Annotated in this window: 16 protein-coding genes; 8 read left to right on the top strand and 8 right to left on the bottom strand. The window is 65.1% G+C overall.

Annotation, left to right across the window (positions count from 1 at the left end):
- Positions 1–8 precede the first annotated feature (8 nt).
- Positions 9–1,226, bottom strand: coding sequence for an FAD-dependent oxidoreductase (locus I6F20_RS29195; RefSeq protein WP_225128965.1), 1,218 nt, complete (start codon positions 1,224–1,226; stop codon positions 9–11).
- A 409-nt stretch (positions 1,227–1,635) separates the two neighbouring features.
- Here I6F20_RS29195 and I6F20_RS29190 point away from each other — a divergent pair, with 409 nt between their 5' ends.
- The 3 genes from I6F20_RS29190 (at position 1,636) to I6F20_RS29180 (ending at position 5,930) form a co-directional block, all read left to right on the top strand.
- Positions 1,636–2,982: a lipopolysaccharide biosynthesis protein gene (locus tag I6F20_RS29190; RefSeq protein ID WP_128262439.1), complete on the top strand. Its 1,347-nt coding sequence runs from the start codon at positions 1,636–1,638 to the stop codon at positions 2,980–2,982.
- Between the two features lie 207 nt (positions 2,983–3,189).
- Positions 3,190–4,365 (top strand): glycosyltransferase family 4 protein, encoded by a 1,176-nt coding sequence (locus tag I6F20_RS29185; protein ID WP_225128964.1) that lies wholly within the window; start codon positions 3,190–3,192, stop codon positions 4,363–4,365.
- A gap of 29 nt (positions 4,366–4,394) precedes the next feature.
- On the top strand, positions 4,395–5,930 hold the full coding sequence (locus I6F20_RS29180) for a glucosamine inositolphosphorylceramide transferase family protein (RefSeq protein WP_036023614.1): 1,536 nt from the start codon (positions 4,395–4,397) through the stop codon (positions 5,928–5,930).
- Here I6F20_RS29180 and I6F20_RS29175 read toward each other — a convergent pair.
- The 7 genes from I6F20_RS29175 to I6F20_RS29145 form a co-directional block, all read right to left on the bottom strand.
- A complete protein-coding gene (locus I6F20_RS29175; protein ID WP_036023730.1) occupies positions 5,895–7,622 on the bottom strand; it encodes an FAD-dependent oxidoreductase in 1,728 nt (575 codons plus the stop codon). The two genes, I6F20_RS29180 and I6F20_RS29175, sit on opposite strands and share 36 nt — an antisense overlap.
- Before the next feature lie 46 nt (positions 7,623–7,668).
- The gene (locus tag I6F20_RS29170; RefSeq protein ID WP_036023611.1) at positions 7,669–8,136 is read right to left on the bottom strand and encodes a MarR family winged helix-turn-helix transcriptional regulator; all 468 of its coding nucleotides are present in this window, start codon (positions 8,134–8,136) and stop codon (positions 7,669–7,671) included.
- Between the two features lie 150 nt (positions 8,137–8,286).
- Complete coding sequence (locus I6F20_RS29165) at positions 8,287–9,234, bottom strand: ABC transporter substrate-binding protein (protein ID WP_036023609.1); 948 nt, start codon at positions 9,232–9,234, stop codon at positions 8,287–8,289.
- Positions 9,235–9,334: 100 nt separating this feature from the next.
- On the bottom strand, positions 9,335–10,375 hold the full coding sequence (locus tag I6F20_RS29160; RefSeq protein ID WP_225128960.1) for an ABC transporter permease subunit: 1,041 nt from the start codon (positions 10,373–10,375) through the stop codon (positions 9,335–9,337).
- Positions 10,368–11,891, bottom strand: coding sequence for a sugar ABC transporter ATP-binding protein (locus tag I6F20_RS29155; RefSeq protein WP_057029954.1), 1,524 nt, complete (start codon positions 11,889–11,891; stop codon positions 10,368–10,370). Before I6F20_RS29155 ends, I6F20_RS29160 begins: the two co-directional genes overlap by 8 nt.
- 138 nt (positions 11,892–12,029) lie before the next feature.
- Positions 12,030–13,475, bottom strand: coding sequence for a xylulokinase (gene xylB, locus I6F20_RS29150; protein WP_225128958.1), 1,446 nt, complete (start codon positions 13,473–13,475; stop codon positions 12,030–12,032).
- 13 nt (positions 13,476–13,488) lie between these two features.
- On the bottom strand, positions 13,489–14,412 hold the full coding sequence (locus tag I6F20_RS29145; RefSeq protein WP_225128955.1) for a LysR family transcriptional regulator: 924 nt from the start codon (positions 14,410–14,412) through the stop codon (positions 13,489–13,491).
- Positions 14,413–14,519: 107 nt separating this feature from the next.
- Between I6F20_RS29145 and I6F20_RS29140 the strand changes: the two genes are divergently transcribed.
- The 5 genes from I6F20_RS29140 to I6F20_RS29120 are packed head-to-tail and all read left to right on the top strand — an operon-like array spanning position 14,520 to position 19,111.
- A complete protein-coding gene (locus I6F20_RS29140) occupies positions 14,520–14,843 on the top strand; it encodes a Dabb family protein (protein WP_225128953.1) in 324 nt (107 codons plus the stop codon).
- Complete coding sequence (locus tag I6F20_RS29135) at positions 14,840–15,919, top strand: maleylacetate reductase (protein WP_225128951.1); 1,080 nt, start codon at positions 14,840–14,842, stop codon at positions 15,917–15,919. The genes I6F20_RS29140 and I6F20_RS29135 overlap by 4 nt, the downstream gene beginning before the upstream one ends.
- A 4-nt stretch (positions 15,920–15,923) precedes the next feature.
- A complete protein-coding gene (locus I6F20_RS29130; RefSeq protein WP_225128950.1) occupies positions 15,924–17,288 on the top strand; it encodes an amidohydrolase family protein in 1,365 nt (454 codons plus the stop codon).
- 21 nt (positions 17,289–17,309) lie between these two features.
- A complete protein-coding gene (locus I6F20_RS29125) occupies positions 17,310–18,212 on the top strand; it encodes an NAD(P)-dependent oxidoreductase (protein ID WP_225128948.1) in 903 nt (300 codons plus the stop codon).
- Positions 18,213–18,226: 14 nt separating this feature from the next.
- Positions 18,227–19,111, top strand: a complete 885-nt coding sequence (locus I6F20_RS29120; protein WP_225128947.1) for an intradiol ring-cleavage dioxygenase — start codon at positions 18,227–18,229, stop codon at positions 19,109–19,111.
- The last annotated feature ends 45 nt before the right edge of the window (positions 19,112–19,156 follow it).

Genomic DNA, 19,156 nt, shown 5'->3' with positions numbered 1-19,156 from the left:
CGCAGAGATCAGGCGCGCAATACGCCGCGGACGCGGCCAAGCCAGCCCGGATGCATCTGATCGACGCGGTGTGCAAGACTGCGCCGCAGGAAGTGCAACCGTCGCCGCACGTCCCAGCCGATATCGTTGCGCGAGGTCAGCGCCTGGCGGAAGCGTGCCATCTTCAGCGACTGCTGATCCGCCGCGATCTTGTCGCGATCGGCATAGAATTGCGAGATCTTCTCCAGGCCCATGCCTGCCGTCATGAGCCATCGCGGCACATATTCGGTGCAGAGACGGTCGACGTCCACGAGCAGGCGGGCGACGCCCGTTCCGGCCGCGGGACAATTGGTCTGGAACGCATCGCCGATGAGCACGATTCCAGGCCGGAGATGCCCTTCAACGACGGTCAGATCCATCACCCAGTTCTGGACGCGATCGGTCACACGGAAATCGCCGAGGTAGCTCCGCAATCCCGGCAGCAGGCGCAAAACTGTCGCCTCCGGTTCGCGGCGCAACTCGCGCATAACAGGATCGGTCGGATCGCGGAACATGAAGAGATTGGCACGCATTCCGGCGTGGACGGGAAACAGGCTGAGATAGTCGATGCCATCGGCGGTGCGTTCGCCGTAACAGGTCAACGCCTCGAAATCGAACGGGGTGCCATCCTTGCGCGCGATCGTGAAACCGAACGACACCGAATGGCGCTCGGCAAGCACGCGCCGCCTGATGCCGAGCTTGTAGCCCAGGGCTCCCGCCATGCCGGTGGCCAGAACGACGAGGCGCGCCGCCACGCGCCGTCCGGAGGCGAGCTCGAGATGCTGGACATCGCCGCTGCTGCCAATCGCTGTGACCTCGTCGACGATCAGGTTGGAAGGATCCGGAAGCTGGCGACGCGCCATTGCGACGAGATCGGCATAGGCAAATCCGTAAGCCCTGCCGACGCTGACATCGACCACCTTGCCCTCACGGATGTTGAGCACTTGATCATATCGGCACGCGACATCTTCGAGCGCATCGAGAAAGCCGAGCTTACCGAACAGCTCCAGCTGATGGCCGCCGATCTTCTCGACCCGGAACTCATCCGGATGGACTGCCCGCTTGTCGATCAGAGCGACGCGACGCCCTGCCCGCGCCAGCACGGCCGCCGCAAGCGATCCCGCAAGACCGCCACCGACGATGGCGACGTCCGAGTCGATGGTTGCGGTCTCGTCCCCGTCGACCGGCTCGGTCACGGTTCTCGTCATGGCTCCGGCTCCCACGGTTAACAGCGTCTGCAGTGCAATTCTCTCGCCTGATGTCGCATCGCAGGGCCGGGTGCGAACATTTCCTGAGATTGAGGTTAATGACCGCAGGTGCCCAGTTCGCCGACTCGCCGCGGCACGCGTCTTGCTGTCCCGAAACCATTCTGCACGCGAGCCCCGGATCTCGCCTTCTCAGTCGTCGATGCGGCGTTATGCCGTCCGTCGCGCGAGTTGAAACTCGCAGATGTTGGACAATGGAGACAGCGATGTTCCAGAACGAAGCAACCCGTATCACCGCGATCGCCGAAATCCTCCAACTCGTCCATTAACACTCGCGATTGCTCGACATGCTAGGTTCTCGCCGGTATCGGAACATGTCTCGTCAGGGGAGCGCGGCTCCCTTAACCCTTCCATGATCGCATCCATTCTCCAGTTCATGCGGCGCGACGTCACGCGCGGCGTTGCCGGGACCATCCTGCTCAAGGTCGGCAGCGGCGTGCTCGCGTTCGCGTTGTTCTCGCTGGCTGCGCGGACGATGTCGCCTGACGGCTTCGGCATCTTTGCGACCTGGCTGTCGGTCGCGCAGATCGCAGCCGTCGTGGGACTGGTCGGCCAGGAATCCCTGCTGGTGCGATTCCTGAACGAATATCAGGTCGGCGAAAGGCCGGACCTTACCAAAGGCGTGCTGCAATCGAGCTTGAAGATCGCCTCGGTCGCAATGCTGATCGTGATCGGCGGGATCGCGATCGTCGCGAGCATGAGAGGCGACTGGTGGCTGCTGATCCTTGCGGTGTCGGCCTACACGGCCGTCAACGCCGGATTGATGCTCGGCAGCCAAATCGCGCGCTCGCTGGTCAGCATTATCATGGGCGAAGGAAACCGCGAGTTCCTTTGGCGGGCCCTCGTCGTCGTGTTCCTGCTCGTCATGCTGCTCGCCCATCGCCAACTCGATCCGGCCGAGCTGTTCGCGGCGATGACGGTCGCCATGTCGGTTGGCCTTGTTGCGCAGATCGTATCCGTCGCGCGCGTGCTGCCGGATCTGCGCAGTACGCCGGCGCGCTCGGAGACGTCACGCTGGCGATCAAGTGCCCTGCACTTCTGGCTCGCATCGATCCTCGAAGTCGCCAATCAGTATCTCGACGTCATTCTGGTCTACTGGATGCTGGATCCGACGACCGCGGGAATCTACTTTGCCGCCTCGCGCCTCGCCAACATTTTCGCCATGGTGTCCGCGGCGCTTTACACGTTCGGTGCGCGCCGGCTCCCGTCGCTCTATTTCAGCAAGAACCACGGGGAGTTCGAGCGGACCTCGCGCTTGATGGCGGAAGTGACTGGGCTCTGCGTCGTCGCCGGTCTCGCCACGATCTGGATCGGCGGCCCCTATCTCCTCAACCTGTTCGGACCTCATTTCGCCGAGCAGCATTCGGTCCTGATCGTGCTTGCAATCGGAACCGCCATTCAGGCGGCGGGCGGCCCGGCTGCTGCGATCCTGCAGCTGACCGGTCATGAACGAATCTATGTGCCGGTGGTCGCTGCCAACGTCGGGCTGCGGCTCGTCGGATTTCTCGTCCTGGTCCCCTTCCTCGGCGTGCTTGGCGCGGCGATTTCGACGACCGTGTCGCTCGCGCTCGCGACCATCGCCCTGAACGTCCTCTGCCGCCGGCGCAGCGGGGTGGATCCTTCCGTTCTGGTGCTCTTGCGCTTCCCAGCATCGAGGCGCGGCAATTATGCCGTTCGTAGCGCGGACTCGCGTGACTAGGTGTCAGCACGCGCCGCCGGGGTGAACGCGCAGGACCGATTGGTTAACGCGCCAGCGGGGAACCAGCGGAAATGCTGCGCCAACGACACCGTCGCCATCCGCGCCGCATTAACTCCGTTTGTTGCTAGCCGGTGTCCGCGGGATGCCCGCATGATAGGTACGGAGTTAAGAAGGTGAAGATTTCGTTGCTTTAGCGGGTCGGGATCCGTGCTCCATTATCAGCCGAACAAAGACCTGGACGAGACGAGCGCGACGGCACCTGCGCGGCCGAACGGCAGTGGGCGAAAACTCCACGTGCTTCTTGCGCAAACCCAGGCCGAGAACGCCGGTGCACAGGAGATCTCGCGGCTGCTCGGCGCCGGGCTGACCGCGCGCGGTCACCGGGTCACCAATCTGTTCTTCTTCCGCAAATCGGACTCCTTTGACGAACCGCCCGCCACGCTCTACTGCGCGTCGAGCCGGCCGGGCAATCCGCTGGCGCTGCTGCGGATGCTGTGGACGCTCGGCCGCCACATCAGAACCACCAGGCCCGACGCCGTCCTGACCTTCCAGCATTTCGGCAACGTCATCGGCGCCGGCGTCACGCGCCTCGTCAGCCGTGCACCCGTCGTCGCCAATCAGGTTTCATCCGCGCTGGCGATGAGCTGGCCGGTCCGCACCGCCGACATCGCCATGGGCAGCCTCGGCTTCTTCGACTGCATCACGCTCAATTCGCAGGACATGGAGCGCGAATATTCGCGCTACCCCGCGGCCTACCGGTCGCGCATGGTGCATGTGCCGCACGGCTTCGACGACAAGGCCCTTACCCTGTCGAAGGAGGCGGCACGAGGTCAATTCAACCTGCCACCGGACCGCGTCCTGCTCGGTTGCGCGGCACGGCTGCATCCGCATAAGCGGCTCGATCTGGCGATCGGTCTGCTGCCGGATCAACCGTCCTGGCATCTTGCGCTGGCCGGCCAGGGAGCCGACGAGGCCCGGCTGAGGCAGCTCGCGAACGACTTGAACGTCGCGGACCGTCTGCATTTGCTGGGAGAGATTCCTCCTGGCCGGATGGCGGACTTCCTTGCTTGTCTCGACGTGTTCGTCTTTCCGACCCAGGCCGAGACCTTCGGTCTGGCCGCGGTCGAGGCTGCCAACGCCGGTGTTCCCTCCGTCGTGACCGATCTTCCCGTCCTGCGCGAGGTATTGTCCTACGAGGGCAGACCGACGGCGCTCTTCGTCGATGCCTCCGATCATGCGAAGCTCTCCGCGGCGGTCTCCAGGCTGGTAACCGACAAGCAATTACGTGACGAGCTGCGACAAAACGCCAAAGGCCTGCGGCTGCGCTATTCGGTAGATGCCATGGTCGAGGAATACGTCCGGATTCTCGACCGGGTCGTTTGACCTGATACGTCGGAACAGATTGGCTCGACATGATCATCGAGTTTCGCTGTGAACGTGACTATGCGCGGCGCTGGATGGACCGCAGGACGCTGTCGGTCGACGGCCGGGACATGTCGGTGCAAGTTGCATGGACGGCAACGGCGGAGCCGCGGCCGGCAGGTCTCGATGCGCTGGTCGAGCTCGAACGCATCGTGTTGCACAAGGGCAAGCACAGCGCCGCCGACAGGCTGACGATCAGCTCCGAACCAGCACGGGTCAGCATCGGCACCGCCGACGTAATCGTCGATTTCACGAATGCCCCGCGCGATCCGGCGAGCCCGGCCCGGCTGTATCTGCGGCCGCTGTTCAACGGCGTCGCAGGCGAAAATGCCGCGCTCGCCGCCATCCTCGCCGGCGACCTGCCCGTGATCGAGATCGTCAACGAGATCGACGGTTCGGTCCTCGACCGCGGCCATCCGTCCGGTGAGATTGCTGCGGGCCTCAGTGGTGCGCTCGAAACGATCATGGCGCGGACCCTCACCATGCTGGCGGCGATCCTGTCGGGAAGGCCGCGCATCGTGCCGCACCTGCCGCGCCCCGCTTCAACTGTCCCGCACCGCGGACCCGTTGGCTACGTGGCGCGCGGCCTTGCCGTATCGATCGCCAAGGAGATCTATCGCCTCTGCTGCTATGCCCCGCATTGGCATATCGGATGGCGCTTCAACGACGGCCCGGGCGTCTGGCAGACCGGAGACCTGTCAGGTCCAAGCTGGAACGTTCTGGGAGATCCTGGAAACCACTTCTACGCCGATCCCTTTCCCGTCACGTGGCAGGGACGGACCTTCGCCTTCTTCGAGGATCTCGATCACCGTGTCGGAAAAGGTATCATTTCCGCGATCGCGTTCAACGACGCGGGGCCGATCGGCGAGGTGACGCCGGTGCTGGAGGAGCCCTGTCACCTCTCCTATCCGTTCCTGATCGAGGACGATGGCGAGCTGTGGATGATCCCGGAGAGCTCGACCCGCGGGGACGTCGCCCTCTACAAATGCACTCGGTTTCCGGACAAATGGGAGCGATACGCAACGCTCCTTTCCGGCCTCGAGCTGGCCGACGTCACGATCACGCGCCACAACGGCCTGTATTATCTGTTTGGCGCCTGGCGCGACGGAACGGGTGGCTATTCGGATTCGCTGGCGATCTATTACGCCGATCGGCTCTTGGGGCCTTGGCTTCCCCACGCCAGCAATCCCGTCTTGATCGACCGCGCCAGCACGCGGCCGGCAGGAAACTTCGTCACGCTCGATGACAAACTGTGGCGACCGGTCCAGGATTGCACCGACGGATACGGCGCAGCGCTTGCCCTGGCGGAAGTGGTCGAGCTGTCGCCGACGGTATTCAAGCAGGTCGTCCGCCACACTCTGAAACCCGGACCGGCATGGCCGGGCAGGAAGCTGCACACCTTGAATCGCTGCGGGCGGCTCGAGCTGATCGACGGATCGCGCGTCCAGCCCAAGACCAGTCTCTTTACGAGCGCAATTCCATCGGCCGTGTCACCTGCGCGAACCAATCCCTCCACCGCCGGCTAGCAGCCGCGCGTCTTCGCGCCCGAGTACGCGGCTAAGAACGCGTGCGATCGTTCCTGCCTGCGATGCGTTGCCGCGCCAAGCCACGATCTGGTCGGGACGTATCAGGGCGAGATCCGCCTCATAGAGATCGCGCAACGATCTGGGTAGCGTGACGAGCTTTACGTCGGCCCCGATCGCGCGAATGGTGTCAGCGAATGACGCATGGGCCGACATGACGTCCCCAAACTGAAGCAAGGTCCATTCGAATCCGAACTGGTCGTATAGCGACATGCCGTCCTCCAGCCACGCATGCGGTGGGCGGCCACCGGGAGAGGCGGTGGGAACGTAGACGTTGGCAGCATCCGGCGGCGGCTCGCTACCATCGGGGACGATGATTGGGGAGCCGTCGTAGCGTCCGCCGAAGGTGACGCCGGGGATGTTGAACTCGGCACGGGCGTGCTGATTGAGATAGGCACCCGCGATTCGCCGCGCCTTGTGGCCGGCCTCCGTGGCATCCTCGATCTCCGGCGCCGGCGCGAAGAGGCCAAGCGAATCGGCGAAGCGGCGCGCATGATCGGTGTTGCGGAGCGCCACCGGACGCCGCTCGACCTCGTAACTATTGAGCAGTGCCGCCGGGCTCACGCCCTTGACGACGCTTGCGAGCTTCCAGCCGAGATTGACCGCATCCTCGATGGCGGTGTTGTAGCCGAGCCCGCCGGTCGGCGTGAACAGATGCGCCGCGTCGCCGCCGAGGAAGACCCTGCCCCGCTGCATCCCGCTTGCCACCAATGCGTGACCGGCGGTCCAGGTCAGGAAGGACAGAACTTCGCAATCGATCGGCGCACCGCAGGCGCGCTGGAACGCGGCTTTGGCCTGGTTGATCGTGATCGCAGTTTCGTCCTCGCCCGGTCGCAACTGGGTGTGGAATGCAAACTCATCACGACCGTTCACCGAGGCCATGAAGGCGCGGCGGTCGCCGTTGAAGCAATTGTACATCCACGCTTTCGCGTGGGGAACGCGCGCGTAGAAATCGGGCGAGCGGAGATAGACCGCCAGCATGCGGCCGCCCATGAAGTCGCGCTGCGTCCCGCTCTCGCCGCCATAGACGATCCCGAGCGATTGCCGGACCATCGAGCGCGGCCCGTCGGCCCCGACCAGGAAGTCGGCGCGGACCCGAAAGCGGCTGCCATCGTCGAGACATTCGATATTGCCGGCGATACCGTCATCACTTTCCGTGTAGCCGATCAGCCGGTGACTGTAGTTGAGCTGGATTCCGGGCAGCCGTTCGGCGTGGCGGCGCAGCACCGCCTCGACATATTTCTGCGAGACCCGATGCGGCAGCTCCGCCGCGCTCCAGGAGCCTGACATGCCCTTGATCAGCTCACCCGCCCGCGACGCTGACGGCAGCGCGAACCGCGCCAGCTCGTATCCGGTATAGCGCGTGAAATATGCGACATCGGTCGGGTAGTCCGCGGGCAGACCTTCGCGCCTGATCTCGTCGGCAAAGCCCAGCCGCCGATAATGCTCCATCGAGCGCGCCTGCGTCGCATTGGCTTGCGGGTTGAAGGCCGTGCCCGGCTTTTCGTCGACCAGGATCGCGGACACGCCGCGGCGGCCGAGCTCGTTGGCCAGCATCAGCCCGCAAGGGCCCCCGCCAACGATGAGCACCGCGGCCGTCAGACGAATTTCCAAGATGCTTCTCCCTACCAACACCAACCTGCATGGTAAGGACACCTGACTATTTCGTCAAGCTGCCTGACTAATTCGGGTCGTCGAGCGTGTCGAATTCCGTGCCATACACCGCGAGCCCCTTCAGGATTGCATCCATCGTGGCCTTGCCGAGCTCGACGCGCATCTCCCGCTCGGCGATGTCGACGGCATCACGGAACGCATCGAGCCATTTGCGTCCGGCCGGCGTGAACACGACGATGCGCGCGCGCCGGTCGGTCGGATCGGCGATGCGATCGACGAGGCCGAGCGCGGCGCATTGGTCGACCAGCTCGCCCATCGCCTGCTTGCTCATGGAGGCGCGGCGGGCGAGCTCGGTGAGCCGCGTCCCCTCCACGTCCAGATTGCGCGTGAGGCTGACATGGGCGATGCGCGTCTCGTCGTGGCCCCGCTCGGTCATCAATTCGAGCACACGGCCTTCGAAGCGCCGCACCGCGTTATTGAGCAGGCGGCCGATATTGGCATGCCGCCACGCGGTGCCTGACGTCGTGGATTTCACCGGATCTGCTTTCCGAATCGACCGAACGAGATCGTGGAAAGCTAGCACAGGCATTGCTGCGTGCTACTGGTGAGCACGCGAGGTATCGGCGGCGGGCGGCGCGAACGAACCGCCACCCGCCATCTCTCGTGCTTCGAACGCCCCGATGCCTTACTGCGAGCGATCCGAGGTCCAGCCCTTGTACGCGGCAACGTTGTCCCTGGTCACCAGCTTGGACGGCAGCAGCTCGACGGTCGAAGCCGGCTTCTGGCCGTTGAGAATGCCGACGCCGACCTGCACGGCCCGCCGCGCCATGAAGAACGGATCCTGCGACGCCGATGCCTGGATCTGCGGCGACTGCGGATCTTTCAGCGCGGCCTCGATATCGGGCGCGCCGTCGACGGCGGTGATGATCATGCCGGTTCGGTTCTGCTGGCGTGCCGCAAGGTCGGTGCCGATCGCCTGCGGATCGTTGATGGCGAAGATGGCGTCGATCTTGGGGAAGCGGGTCAGATAGCCCTGCGCGACGGTGAGGCCGCCCTCGCGCGAGCCCTTGCCGTCCTGGTCGCTCGACAACACCTTGATGCCGGGATTCTTCGCGAACACGTTCTTGCAGCCGACCACACGGTCGATCACGGCGGAGACCTGCGGCCCGTTCTCGATGATGACGTCACCCTTGCCGCCCAATTTGTCGACGATGTACTGGCAGGAGATCTCGCCGGCCTGCACGTTGTTCGTGGTCACGGTGGCATCGGCGCCTTCGGCCGCGGTGTCGACAGCGACGACGACGATGCCTGCGGCCTGCGCCTTCTTGATGGCCGGCCCGATCGCCTTGGGATCGCCGGGATTGAGCAGGATCAGGTCGACGCCAGCGGCGATGAAATTGTCGATCTGGGTGACCTGCTTGCCGAGGTCGTATTCGAAGCCGACCGTCGTGATCTTCACGTTGGGATTGGTCTTCTTGGCCTCGAACTCGGCGCCCTTCGACAGCGCGACGAAGAACGGATTGCCCATCGATCCCAGCGAGACGCCGATCGACTTGAGCTCCTTGGCGAAGGATGGTGCGGTGGTGAGGGCAAGCGCCATGGCGGCGCCGGCGAGCATGATCGTCTTCAACATGGACTTCCTCCCTGGTCTGTCTTCGTCCCCGGCGCGGCAGACCAGTTGCCGCAACGGAATCTCGTCTCAAGCCATGCGCACGCCGTTGCGCGCCAGACCTTCACGTTCTCGCGGAGCCTTGCAGCCGGTAGCGGTCCAGCGCCACGGCACCGATGATCACCAGGCCCTTGATCACATATTGCCAGATGTCGGAGACACCGATCAGGATGAGCCCGTTCGAGAGCACGGCGATGATGAGCGCACCGACCAGCGTGCCCCAGATCGAGCCGATGCCGCCGACGAACGAGGTACCGCCGAGGATCACCGCGGTGATTGCATCGAGCTCATAGGACTGGCCGAGCTGGAGTCCGTTGGCTGCGTAGAGCCGCGCCGCCTGCATGGCGCCGCCGAGCCCGGCGAAAAGTCCGGAGATGCCGTAGACGAAGATCAGGACGGCCCAGACCTTGATGCCGGCAAGCCGCGCTGCGCTCTCGTTTCCGCCCACGGCATAGATATGCACGCCGAGCACGGTCCGGCGCAGCACCAGCCAGGAGACGAGAATGACGAGCAAGGCGATTACTGAGAGCCATGGGATCGACGCGACTCCGGGAATGAGCGTCAACGAGCCGTTGCCGATGAAGGCATAGGGAATGGAGGGATTGAACACGGTGGTGTCGGCCCCGAGCAGCCGCGCCAGGCCGCGCACCGCGGTGAGCGAGCCGAGCGTGACGATGAAGGGCGGCAGGCGCAGCAGCGCAATCAGCGCGCCGTTGACGATGCCGAAGACGAGGCCGGTGAGCAGTGCGGCCGGCAGCCACAGCATTCCGAGCTCCGGCATCTTGGAGAGCGTCAAACCCGCCATCGCGGAGGCCGCCAGGATCGAGCCGACCGACAGGTCGATGCCGCCGGTGAGGATGACGAAGGTCATGCCGGCGGCGAGCACGGTGTTCACAGCGGCCTGCTGCAATACGATGCCGAGATTTTGTCCTGTGAAGAAGCGGCCTTCGGACAGCACGTTGAAGCCGATGCAGAGGATCAGCAGCACCGGCAACATGCCGAGCGCGCTGATCAGCATCCTCATCCGCTGGCGTCTTGTTTCCGCGGCAGCGCCATTGGTCGTCGTCGATGCCGGCTTTGCCTCCGCAGCACCATTGTCAGGCATCGAGATGCTCCATCCCCGTGGCAAGCCCCATGATGTCTTCCTGCGCCAGCGGCGAATTCGGACCGCGGCTGACCTCGCCGGCAATGTGCCCGGCACGCATCACGATGACGCGGTCGCAGATGCCGATGATCTCGGGCAGATCGGACGAGATGACGAGGATCGCGGTGCCGGCCTTGGCGAGATTGTCGATGATCGAATAGATTTCCGACTTGGCGCCGACATCGACGCCGCGCGTCGGCTCGTCGAGAATCAGGACCTTCGGCGCGATGGCGAGCAGCCGCGACAGCAGCACCTTCTGCTGGTTGCCCCCTGACAGGCCGCCGGCGGGAACGCCGGCATTGGCGGCGCGGATGCTGAGGCCTGCAAACGCGCGGTCGGCGCGCTCGCGTGCCTTGTCGCGGTCGAGAAACCAACCGAGCTTCGCGTCGCGGCCGAGCACGGCGAGGTTGATGTTGTCCAGGCACGACATGTCGAGAAACAGGCCGAGCGCCTTCCTGTCTTCGGTCAGATAGGCAATGCCGGCCTCGAGCGCCTCGCCCGGCGTGCGGATCTCGACCGGACGCCCCTCCAGCTCGAGCCGGCCGGAGGTTTTTGGCGACGCGCCGATGATGAGATGCGCAAGCTCGGTGCGACCGGCGCCGATCAGGCCGGCGAGGCCGACCACCTCACCCGCATGCACGGTGAGAGAGCAGCCCTTGACGCGCCCGCCATCGGCCATGTCGATCGCCGCGAGCACGGGATGCCCCCGCCCCGCCTCCGGATCATGGTCCTTCTTGTAGAACGAGGAGACGTCGCGACCGACCATCAAGCGCACGATGGTGTCGGCGCGGATCTCGGGCTTGTCGAGCGAGCCGACCAGGCGGCCGTCGCGCAGCACGGTGACGCGATCGCCGAGCGCATAGACCTCGTCCATGCGATGCGAGATGTAGATGATGGCAAGGCCCTCGGCGCGAAGCTGGCGGATCAACGCGAACAGCCGCTCACTTTCGGCGGCCGACAACGAGGTGGTCGGCTCGTCCATGATGAGGATTTTCGATCTGACGTGCAGCGCACGGGCGATCTCGACCAGCTGCCGCTGCCCCATGGACAGATGCGCCACCAGCGTCGAGGGCAGGAAGTCCGCGCCCAGGCGCTTCAGGATCGGGCCGACGCCCTCGCGCATTGTGCCGCGCGCCAGCAAGCCTGACCGCGATATCTCCCGTCCCAGATAGATGTTCTCGGCAACGCTGAGATTGGGAGCGAGCGACAGCTCCTGGTAGATGATGGAGATGCCCGCCGCGCGGCCGCCGAGCGGGCCTTCGATCCGCACCGCCCTGCCCTCGATGCGGATCTCGCCGCCCGGGTCGGGCCGGTAGGCGCCGGACAGGATCTTCATCAGCGTCGACTTGCCGGCGCCGTTCTCACCCATCAGGGCGTGAATTTCGCCGGGATAGACGGTGAGATCGACGGCCCGCAGCGCCTTGATGCCGAAGAAGGTCTTCGAGACCCCGCGCATCTCGAGGATCGGATCGTTCATCGTGCCTCCCGGCGCACAATGCGTTTCCCACCCGCGTCTCGTTTCTCGGCAACGCGGTTTGGTCATTAAACAAAAGCGGGTGACGCAGGGCAATACCGAAGGCGAATATACCGAAGTATGCAAACCAGATTGGGCCAGCTAGTGGCGCGGCCGATACAGGTCGCGCCAGGCGGGAAGCCGTTCAGCGTAGGCATCGACCAGTGCAGCGTCGGGCTCGAATGTTTCGATGCGCTGCGGCTGCATGCATACGTCACCGATTGCCTCACCCGTGACAGCAAGCCGCCCCAATCTCGCCGCACCGAACGCGGCGCCGGTTTCACCTCCGGCAAAGCGATGGATCGGAATGCTCAGCACGTTCGCCAGCACCGAGAGCCAGAAGGTAGAGCGTGAACCGCCGCCAATCACGTCGGCCTCCGCAATCCCGATGCCGGCATCCGCGAGCGCATCGCGGCAATCGGCTAGCGCGAAGGCAACGCCTTCGAGCACCGCCTGCACGATCGCCGCGCGATCGGTGCCATGGCTCAGGCCATCCAGCATGCCGCGCACAACGGGATCGTCGTGCGGCGTCCGCTCACCGGCGAGATAAGGCAGGAAGCTCACGGGCGACGGCGCCTGCGGTCGTGCTCCAAGCGGCGCCAGCAGCTCGGCCTCGGCGGCGCCGAACAGGCGCGCGAGCCAGGCAAGGCAGGAAGCGGCCGAGAGGATCGCGCCGGCCTGAATCCACATCCCTGGAATGGCGTGGCAGAACGTGTGCACGACACGGTCGGGATTGGCGGCGATCCGGTCGGTGGGGACCATGAGCGCACCCGAGGTTCCCAGCGACACGAAAGCGGCTCCCGGCCGGATTGCGCCGATGCCGATGGCGCCCGCGGGATTGTCGCCGGCCCCACCCGCGATCACCGGCTGCCTGATCATCCCCCAGCGCCGCGCGAGTTCGCTGCGCAGCGTGGTTGCGGGCGCGCATCCCTCGACCAGGCGCGGCATGTGCTCGCGCGACAAGCCGCTCGCTGCCAGCGCTGCGTCCGACCAGTCGCGGCGCGCGACGTCGAGCCACAGGGATCCCGAGGCATCCGAGACATCCTCGACGGCCTCGCCCGATAGCACCAGTCGCAGATAGGCCTTTGGCAGAAGAACGAGTTTCGTCGCCGCGAAGATCTCGGGCTCGTGCGTGGCGATCCAGAGCAGTTTTGGCGCGGTGAAGCCCGGCATCGCCTTGTTGCCCGTCACTTCGCGCAAGGCGGGCCAGCGTTGCTCCAGGATATGGCACTCGCTGGCCGATCGTCCGTCGTTCCAGAGAATGCAAGGCCGCAGCGGCCTCAAGCTTGCATCAAGCAGCGTGGCGCCATGCATCTGGCCGGACAGCCCGATGCCTGCGACCGCTGCCAACGCATCGGCATGCGACGCCTTGAGAGCATCCAGCGTGGCGAAGGTCGCACCGATCCACTGCGCCGGATCCTGCTCGGAATAGCCCGGTTGCGGCGAGACGGTCGCGAGCGACCGGCTCTCGCTTGCGATCACGCGCTGGGCATCATCGACGAGAACCGTCTTGACCGCCGACGTGCCGAGATCGATGCCGAGATACATGGCTGCTTCCCGCTCACTTCGCCGCGTCGATCCAGATCCCCGGCTCTGAATGCTCCCGGATGTAGCTGACGAGGAAGTCGGAGAACACCCTGATCTTGGCAGGCAGCCTGACGCGGTTCTGATAGGCGATGTTCATGGTGAGCAACGGCAGCTGCCAATCGCTCAGGACAGGCACCAGCCGCCCAGCCGCGATATCGCCCTGCACGATATAGAGCGGCTGGATCAGGATGCCGAGCCCCGCGCGCGCCGCACCACAGATGATCTGGCCGTCGTTGCTGTCGAGCGTCGGCGCGATCCGGATCGTCTGCGTCGTGCTGCCCTGGCTCAGCCGTAGCGAATAGGGATCATTGGCGAGATTGTAGATCAGCATGTTGTGCCGGGCGAGATGGGCGGGATGCTCGGGCCGGCCGTGCTTCTCCAGATAGGACGGAGCGGCCGCGAGCACGCGGTGCATTTGCCCGATGCGCCGGACGATGATGTTGGAATCCGGTTCGTGCTCGCGGGTACGGATCGCAACGTCAATGCCGGCTTCGATGAAGTCGAGGTAGCGGTTCGCGCTGATGATCTGCACGCTGAGATCAGGATAGAGCGCACGGAAGGCGGGCAGCATCGGCGCGAGGTAGATCATCGCAAAGGACAGCGAAGACGTGACGCGCAGCATGCCCTTCGGCGACAGCGCGCGATCGGAGACGGCGTCCTCGGCTTCGGCGAGCTCGTTCAGAAGCGTGCTGCACCGCTGCAGCAGTTCCTGTCCCGCTTCGGTCAGCCATTGCCGGCGCGTGTTGCGCTCGATCAGCCGGACCGCAAGCCGCTCCTCCAGCGCACTGAGATGGCGGCTCGCAGCGGCGTTCGACATCCGCAGGATTTCGGCGGCCTTGGAAAGGCTGCCGAGCTCAGCGGTTTTGGAGAACACCTCGAGTTGAAGCAGCCGGTCCATTTTTGCATAAAGAGGAAAAGAGACTTACAAATTTTGACCTTTATTTCCGTTTTCTGCAAGGCAAAATGGCGCCAACAAAGCACCATTGCAGGCGAGGAAATCAGGAAATGTCGGGCCCGATCAGGCACATCGTGATGTGGCGACTGCGCGGGGAGAGCCCTGAGGAGCGCTCGGCCGCCCGGCTCAAGGTCAAGACCCTGTTCGAGGGCCTCAAGGGCCGGATCGACGGCCTCACCCATATCGAAGTCGGCATGGACGTCAGCGCGGTCGATTATGCTTGCGACGTGGTGCTGTTCTCCGAATTCACCGACCCGGCGGCGCTCGCCGCCTATGCCAACCACCCGGAGCATCTGCGCGTGCGCGAGGCGCTGGGCGACTTGCGGATCGGGCGCTTCCAGGTCGATTATCCCATCAAAGAGACCGGCGCATGATCGGCTCGTTCACCTTCGAAAACCTGCCCTGCCGCGTCGTGTTCGGCAGCGGCACGCTTGCCTCAGCCAAGGCCGAGGTCGAGCGGCTCGGCGGCAAGCGTGCGCTGGTGCTGACGACGCCGCAGCAGGAGGCACAAGGCAAGAGCTTGGGAGCCGCGCTCGGCCCGCTCTATGCCGGCATCTTTTCCGGCGCCACCATGCACACGCCGGTCGAGGTCACGGACCGCGCGCTCGCGGCAATGAAGGCATGCGAGGCCGATTGCGTCGTCTCGCTCGGCGGCGGCTCGACCACCGGGCTAGGCAAGGCGCTGGCCCTGCGCACCGGCGTCAACCAGCTCTGCATCCCCACCACCTATGCCGGCTCGGAGATGACGCCGATCGTCGGCCAGACCGAGAACGGACTAAAGACGACGGTGCGCGATGCAGCCGTGCTGCCGGAGACGGTGATCTACGACGTCGACCTGACCCTGACGCTGCCGGCGAGCCTCGCCGCGACCTCGGGAATCAATGCGGTCGCCCATGCGGTCGAGGCGCTTTACGCGCGCGACGCCAACCCTGTCACCTCGCTGATGGCCGAAGAAGGCATCCGCGCGCTGGCGCGCGCCCTGCCCGCCATTGTCGCCAGGAGCGACGATCGGGAGGCCCGCATTGAGGCGCTCTATGGCGCCTGGCTGTGCGGTGTCTGCCTCGGCACTGTCGGCATGGCGCTGCATCACAAGCTCTGCCATACGCTCGGCGGCACTTTCGACCTGCCGCACGCCGAAACGCACACCATCGTGCTGCCGCATGCGCTGGCCTACAACGCGCCGGCCGTGCCCGACGCGATGGTGCGAATCGCGCGCGCGATCGGGGCAGCCGATGCAGCTCGGGGGCTTTTCGAACTTGCGAAGCGGCTGGGTGCGAAGGTCGCGCTACGCGATGTCGGCATGCCCGAGGGCGGCATCGACAAGGCGGCTGACCTCGCAGTCACGAATGCCTACTGGAATCCGCGGCCGCTCGAACGAGGCGCCATTCGCGAGTTGATCGCGCGCGCCTGGACCGGCGAGCCACCCGGCGCCATCAAAGCGGTAGCTTGAAGCGATGCGGCGCACCCTGATCAGATCCGCCACCGTCATCAGCATGGATGACGCGATCGGCGATCTCTCGACCGGCGATGTGCTGGTCGAGGGCAGCCGGATCGCCGAGGTGCGCCCGTCGATCGACGCTGCGGCCGACACGGCGGTCGTCGACGGCACGGGCCGCATCGTCATTCCCGGCCTGATCAACGCACATATGCACACTTGGCAGACCGGCTTGCGCGGCTTTGCCGCGAACTGGACGCTGCTGGAATATTTCCGCCGCATGCATGCGGGCCTCGCCACCATGTTCCGGCCCGACGATATCTACATCGCAACCCTCGTCGGCGCGCTGAACCAGATCAATCACGGCGTCACCACGCTGGTCGATTGGTGCCACAACAACCCGACGCCGGATCATACCGACGCCGCCGTGCGCGGCCTGATCGAAAGCGGCGTCCGCGCCGCGTTCTTCCACGGCTCGCCGAAGCCCGAGCCGAAGCCGGGCGAGCCGCATTTCTCGGAAGTGCCGCATCCGCGCCGTGAGGTCGAGCGGCTGCTGGCCGGGCCCCTCGCCGACCGCGACGGCCTCGTCACGCTCGGGCTCGCCATCCTCGGTCCGCATTATTCGACGCTCGACGTCGCCATGCACGATTTCCGCCTGGCGCGGGAGCAGAAGCTGATCGCATCGATGCATCAGGGCGGCGGTCCGGCCAAGACGCAAGGCGGCTGGGAGAAGCTGCTCGAGGCCGGCCTGGTCGGACCCGGCATCAACATCGTCCATGGCAATGATCTGCCTGATGATCTGCTCGATCGTCTCGTCGATCTCGGTGTGTCCTTCTCCGTCACGCCCGAGAACGAGATGATCCAGGGCCACGGCTTTCCGATCACCGGCCGCCTCTTGAAGCGCGGCGTGCGGCCGACGATCGGCATTGATCTCGAATCCGTGCTCGCCGGCGATCTCCTCTCCGCGGCGCGCGTTGCGCTGTCGATGCAGCGGGCGCTCGACAATGCGGAGTCGCGCAAGACCGGCGGCACAATTCCGGCGACGACTACGGTTGTGCTCCGCGAGGCGCTGCGCTGGATCACGACCGAAGGCGCGCGCATGCTCGGGCGCGAGCACCAGATCGGCTCGCTGACGCCGGGCAAGCTCGCCGACCTCGTCATCATCAACGCCTCCGAGCTCAATCTCCATCCGGTGCATGACCCGATCGCAACCGTCGTGATGCAGACGAGCCTCGCCAACATCGAGTCCGTCATGATCGGCGGTGCCTGGAAGAAGCGCGAGGGCCGGCTGCTGGTCGAGGGACTGGAGACGAAGAAGCATCTGCTAGCACAATCCGGCCGGCGGCTGGTGCGGGACATCGAACGACAGGGACGCGCCGCCTGAAGGCGCCAATGGACGATAACAATGACTGACGCTCTGAAACAAGTTGCTTTCATCGGGATCGGCAAGATGGGCCTGCCGATGTCGGTGCTCGTCGCGAAAGCCGGCTACACCGTCACCGCGTTCGACCAGAGCGCGGCGCGCATCGACGAGGCACGCGCGCAGCGCATTGCGATTGCCGCCTCGCCGGCCGAGGCCGTGAGCGGCAAGGCCGCTGTGATCACGTCCCTGCCCGACGACGCCGCTTTGCGCGGCGCATTGCTCGGCTCCGCCGGCCTGATCGCCGCGATGGCGCCCGGTGCCGTCTTGATCGAAACCAGCACCGTGAGTGTCGAAGCCTCGGCTGAGGTTGCAGCCGCCGCGCTGGCACGCGGCATTTCCTATCTGCGCGCGCCGGTCTCCGGCAATGCCAGCATCGTGCACACCGGCGCGCTGACCTGCTTCGTGTCGGGGCCGAAGGACGCCTTCGAGAGCGCAAAGCCGCTGTTCGCAGCTTTCACCCGCGCCCAGACCTATCTCGGCTCCGCCGAGGAAGCGCGCTTTGCAAAACTCTCGGTCAATCTGATGATCGCCGTGTCGGCGGCGATGATGGCGGAGAGTCTGGCGCTGGCGCGCAAGGGCGGCATCGCCTGGCAGGACATCCTGAAAGTGCTCGACGACAGCGCGGTCGCCTCTCCCATGGTGAAGTACAAGACCGCGCCGCTGCGGACTCGCGACTTCGAGTCCACCTTCTCCTGCAGGCAGATGGCCAAGGATCTCGACCTGATCCTGGGCGCCGGCCACGCCGTCGGCGTGCCGTTGCAGCTCGCCGCGCAAGTGCGCGAGACCTATGGCGCGCTGGTCGCGCAGGGCGACGGCGATACCGACTTCATCGCGACCGTCAAGCACCTCGAACGGCTGTCCGGCCTCGGCGAACCAAAATCCTGATCGCGGAGATACACATGCGTAACTTCAACGAAAACACGATCACGGACGCCGTTCTGGAGCGGATGGCGGGCGCGACCGATCCACGCATCAAGCAGGTGAGCGAAGCGCTGGTGCGGCACTTGCACGCCTTCGTCCGCGAGGTGCGGCCCACCCAGAAGGAGTGGGAATACGGCATCGACTTCCTGACCCGCACCGGGCACATGTGCAACGACAAGCGCCAAGAATTCATCTTGCTCTCGGACACGCTTGGCGTCTCCATGCTGGTCGATGCCATCAACCATCCGGTGCCCGAAGGCGCGACCGAGACCACGGTGCTCGGCCCCTTCTTCGTCCAGGCTGCGCCCGAGAAGGACAGCGGCGCTGACATCTCCGGGCCGATGGATGGCGATCCCATGCTGGTCACCGGCTCGGTCTCGACCGTGGACGGAAAGCCGCTCGCCGGCGCGATCGTGGACGTCTGGCATTCCGACGACGACGGCTATTACGACGTGCAGCAGCTCGACAGGATCGGCGATCTCGCGATGCGCGCCCGCTTCCATACCGACGCCAACGGCCGCTTCCATTTCTGGTCGATCAAGCCGGCCGCCTACCCGATTCCGCATGATGGACCGGTCGGCGAGATGCTCGAGGTGCAGGGACGCCATCCCTGGCGCCCGGCGCACGTGCACTTCATGATCTCAGCGCCCGGTTTCGAGCAGCTGGTGACGCACGTCTTCGTTGCCGGCGACCAATATCTCGACAGCGACGTGGTGTTCGGCGTCAAGGACAGCCTGATCCGTGACTTCGTCCGCCATCCCGCCGGCCGTGCGCCGGATGGTCGCATGGTGGAGCGCGACTATTTTCATCTCAACTATGATTTCGGCCTGAAGCAGGTCGCAAGCAACGCAAGAGCCGCTTAAGCTCAATCACGGACCAACAAGAGTCCATAAGACAGGGACGGGAGC

It is taken from the genome of Bradyrhizobium sp. IC3123 (assembly GCF_020193625.1).
Classification (GTDB): Bacteria; Pseudomonadota; Alphaproteobacteria; order Rhizobiales; family Xanthobacteraceae; genus Bradyrhizobium; species Bradyrhizobium yuanmingense.
The sequence above is the reverse complement of the archived record's forward strand: the minus strand, read 5'-3'. Positions and strand labels throughout refer to the sequence as shown.